This window comes from Pseudomonas sp. JL3 (genome assembly GCF_031570575.1).
GTDB classification, from domain to species: Bacteria; Pseudomonadota; Gammaproteobacteria; order Pseudomonadales; family Pseudomonadaceae; genus Aquipseudomonas; species Aquipseudomonas cucumis.
Genome location: NZ_JAKWJK010000043.1, coordinates 1 through 4,406, shown reverse-complemented (window position 1 = coordinate 4,406; position 4,406 = coordinate 1). Strand labels below are relative to the sequence as shown.

The window sequence follows — 4,406 nt, the reverse complement described above, 5'->3', positions numbered from 1 at the left end:
GCATCACCCAGCCGGGCGGCCCAGAGTGCGTCAGACATGCGGGATGTTAATCCGACGTAAGTGTCTGACGGCTGCGTAATCGTTGTGCGGGTTGCGCAATTCGATGCCTTCCATTGCACCTTTCTCCTTGTTGGTTACGGCATGCTCATTAGCGCAGTCCTCAGGCGTTTGATCAGCTTCGGATCCTTGAGGCAATCGGCCGGCCGCATGTTATCCAAGGCCGGCACCTGCTGTTCGACCCACCACAAACCTTCCTTGAGCCCTCTTTTACCGTAGAGAATGACGGCCATATCGAGGTGACCATCCATTGCTTTGGCCAGTGTGCGGGCGTTGTCGTCGAGATAATCCTCTTCGTATAACCGCACAAGCACATTCCAATCGGCGCCAAGGTATTCGTCTTCCAGTTGTTCCATCTTCTGCGCTCATTGGCCGGGTCAGATTCATGACCTGAAGATCAACCATAAAAGTAATCAAAAAACCGTTCGAAATTTTCTTTCCCCAGCAGGGGACTGACTTCCTTTGTGAGTAATTTCACAAACTTGCTGGAAAGTCCGTCATCATCGTTATAGATCTCAAATATTTCGAATTTTCCGTGGACAACCTCAATCAATTTTGCAAAAGCGAAAAAGAAATCAGCCAATGAATCGGCAATTTTGAAAGGCAAAGCCACGTCATAGCTGGCAAATACAGGTGTACCCTCAATGTTGGTAGCAGCGATGACAGGTTTACCGCCTCCGATATCATCCATAAATACTACAAAACTGGCTGGCCAGCGTGGGTTGAGCTGCGATTTGTTTGAATTGCCATCCCACTTGTAGCCCACTTGGTCATCTTCAAGGGTGTTCAGATCAAAAAAACGTATCGGAGTCAAACCTGTCTCTATCTCTACACCCACAGGCTCGTAGTTGTCATAGAAAAAATCAGTTTCGACAGAGCGTTCAAGCGTTTGCGGCCATGTGGCGCTGACTTGGCCATTCTTTTCGAAGCTGCCCTCTGACTGAAACTTGTTGTGGGTACGGCGCAGCTCTATTAGTGCCTTTTCTAACGCGCTCATGTTCGTTATTCCGAATAAAAACTCAAGTGACGCATTTAGGCTTGCCAAGCGTTTAATGCAGTGAATCAAGCGCCTTTATAGCTATTACCAACCGCTGTGCATTAAACGCTGCTTTTTATCTTAGTGGTACAGGTAAACGTCGGGTTAAAGGCCGCAGACTCTCACGATCCGTCCACAGCCCCGGAAATACTTCAAATTTCAAATCGTCACGGTTAAGTCCAGTATCGAAATAGCGGCACAATCTGTCGCTCAAGTCTTCGTCCCCCCACATGTTGGTAAGCTCATACTGTTCAATAGCATCGCGATTTTTTGAAAGCTTCAGATCTTTTTGACGCACGGGTGCCAAGCTGTAATCGATAGCGCAGTCTTTGCCGGTATCGATCAGGTCGGCACCGCGAAAGGGGAATCCACCTTCAAAGTTAACGTGCGGTCTTAACCAGTAACGTTCGTGGTCTGACAGGACCAGTGGAGTCGTAGGTTGTAGTTTTTCGACGGCAAGTCGTTGGGTAACGACCTTCCCTACAAAACCGCTGAACAGAATTTTACTGTCGTCCAGCACGAGATCGCTCCAGATTCCATTCACGCTTCTCACGTCGTAAAAACGCATGACGGAATTTTTGATCATCTGGCCTACGGTATATAAATCGTCTCGCAGTTTGAGGCTGACTAAATCGCCTTCCTTCCAGGTTATGCGTTTGGCCATGGGGCTCACTCCATCTTAATAATCATTAACGAATCACTCATGAGCAACGGCCTCCTCTGCCTTTGCTGACCCCTTTAGCGGCGGCTTTGACTCTGGCTTTGTTGGCGGCTTTTATACGTTTATCCAAGGCTTTGCCTGCCGGTGTTTTGGCCAGATGTTTATCAGCAGCAGCAAGATATTCTTTTCTTCGCGCATTACCTTGGCCCACCGGATTCTGCGCGTTGGCGGTGCCGTCTTTTCCGCCTAACCCTTCATAAACGCGTTGCTCCAGCCCACGGGTAACGTCCTTTCCGTCCTGGCCGTATGCTGTATGCAGGACCTGAGGAGCTTGACCACCAAAGCGATCAAAACTCGATCCATAGCGATAGTTCAGCACGTCTGAACCCACCTGTTTACCTTGCATGCTGGCATAGCCGACATAGGCTTTACCGGTTGCTTTGTCGACGCCCAGATAGGTGATATGGGTTGCCGTAGTTGGACTGCCCGCCAGCCCCCATGCATCACTCCAACCCATCGGGTTGGGGCCATACTGATAGAGGTTCAGACCGCCGGCGAGCCCTATTGGATCAGGCGTAATGAACCGACCAATGTCAGGGTCGTAAAACCTGAACGTGTTGTAGTGCAGTCCGGTTTCCCGGTCCAAGTATTGTCCCTGGAATCTCAGATTCTGCTCTTCTATATAGTACGGCTCACGAGTCTCCTTGGCGGTATTACCCCAGACTCGATAACTGGCCTGCCAGATGCAGTGCCCATCGTGTTCCGTGAGCTCCTGCGGCAACCCATTGGGGTCATTGTGGTAGTAACGGATTTTTTGCAGCGGGCCCATTCCGTCAACGCGCGCCAGCGCCTCGTAGCTGCCGTCTTCATAAAGGTACAGGCTAGTCTGGTTGTTCCGGTGCTCCTGAAACAGTTGCAAGCCGTCCCACACAAAACGAGTGGTGCCAAGCGGATAACCATTCTTGTCTTGTACGGCTTTTTCAATGCGCCGACCCAAGGGGTCATACGCCATCTTGACGATAGTTTCACCCGCCGCACTCTGATTTCGAACTTCGATCACACGGCTTTCGGCGTCGTACCTGAAGCGCTGAACCCCTCGGCTGCCACTACGTTTTTCGATCAGTCGACCGAAACTATCGTAGCGGTAGCGTTTGTCCTGATAGGTCAACAATTTGTTATGTACTACCAGACCTGCCCCCGGTTGCGGGCCGTCCAATAAATTGGCCGCCGCATCATAGGCATAGATTTCATGCTGCCCTTGAATGTTGTCTTGGCTGGCGATGATTCGGTCGGTAGCGTCGTAATGCAAAAACTGTCGATGCGCAGTGCCTGCTTTTTGTCCGAGGCGCGCAATCAGGTTGTCGCTGGGGTCATAGTCGAAGTGTGTTTGTGTCGCTCCAGGTAATTGTCGCGGCTGGCTATTCGGGCGCCGCACGTATGAGCGCAGGCGCCCGCCGCGATCATATTCAGTTCTGGTATTGATTTGGCCCTGTGTGCGAAATACCTCACGGTGCAGGCGATCACGTTCGAAGTCACTGATGACCTGGCCGTCGAGGTTGATCTGGTGCAGATGACCACTGCCGTAATACAGCCGATTGATCCAGCGGCCGTCGGGCAGTTGGGTCTGGATCAGATTCCCGAGTTCATCGTAGCGATGTTTTAAACTGCCGCCCAAACTTTGTTCTTCGAGTGGCTGGCCCAGAGCGTCATATACAAAACCGAGTTTTTGTTCGCGGCCCTGGGTGTCTCTGAAAGTGATCGCGATCAGTTGATCCAACGGATCGTAAGTGTAATCAGTGCGGCCATCGTCAGTGATCTTGGCAACCAGACGCCCAACCGCATCTCGCTCCAGGCGGTGGACGATAGGCTTTTCGGGCGTTTCCGAGACAACAGCAAGCCCGTCACCATATTGCGTAGGCAACGAGACTACGCGGGTAATGCTGTTCAGAACGTCGTAATCATAGCGATGGGCGCTTCCATCGAGATCCTGTTGTTCAATCAGACGGTCGCTGGCATCCCAGGTAAACCGATAATTTTCGCCGTTTTCATTAGTCAGAGCTTGTAGCCGCCCGTAACTGTCATAACTGAATTGCACCTCCCGGCCATGGGCATCCGTACGTTGACGAATTCGACCCCGAAGGTTGTATTGGTAATGAGTGGTATGACCTGATGGGTCGGTATGTTCCGTCAATTGACCACTGGCGTTACGTTGATAATGTTCAAAGCGACCATCGGGAAGTTGGCGGCTGAGCAACCGGCCCACTGTGTCATATGTGAAGGTTGTACGCTCCCCGAGTGGGTCGGTGATGACCTGAAGGTAGCCACGATTGTCATAGCCATNTGTTCAAAGCGACCATCGGGAAGTTGGCGGCTGAGCAACCGGCCCACTGTGTCATATGTGAAGGTTGTACGCTCCCCGAGTGGGTCGGTGATGACCTGAAGGTAGCCACGATTGTCATAGCCATACCGCGTCGGATAACCCGAGCAATCGATGTGTTCGACCAGTTGGCCGAACGGGTTCCAGCGCAGTCTTTTGCTTTTGCCGATGGCGTCGATGATCTCGACCACCTGGCCGTGGGTGTCGTAGCGGTAGCGGGTGATGTGGCCCAGTGGATCGGTTTCGGCGATGCAGTTGCCGCGCTGATCGTAGCG

At 51.9% G+C, this 4,406-nt stretch carries 3 protein-coding genes and 1 pseudogene; all 4 read right to left on the bottom strand.

Features of this window, described 5'->3' with window-relative positions:
- Positions 1–134: 134 nt before the first annotated feature.
- A complete protein-coding gene (locus tag MMG91_RS28650) occupies positions 135–413 on the bottom strand; it encodes a hypothetical protein (RefSeq protein WP_310661435.1) in 279 nt (92 codons plus the stop codon).
- A gap of 41 nt (positions 414–454) precedes the next feature.
- Complete coding sequence (locus tag MMG91_RS28645) at positions 455–1,054, bottom strand: hypothetical protein (RefSeq protein ID WP_310661434.1); 600 nt, start codon at positions 1,052–1,054, stop codon at positions 455–457.
- Positions 1,055–1,169: 115 nt separating this feature from the next.
- A complete protein-coding gene (locus MMG91_RS28640; protein ID WP_105342397.1) occupies positions 1,170–1,757 on the bottom strand; it encodes a hypothetical protein in 588 nt (195 codons plus the stop codon).
- Between the two features lie 37 nt (positions 1,758–1,794).
- Positions 1,795–4,406, bottom strand: a pseudogene (locus MMG91_RS28635) (RHS repeat-associated core domain-containing protein); the annotation flags it as partial.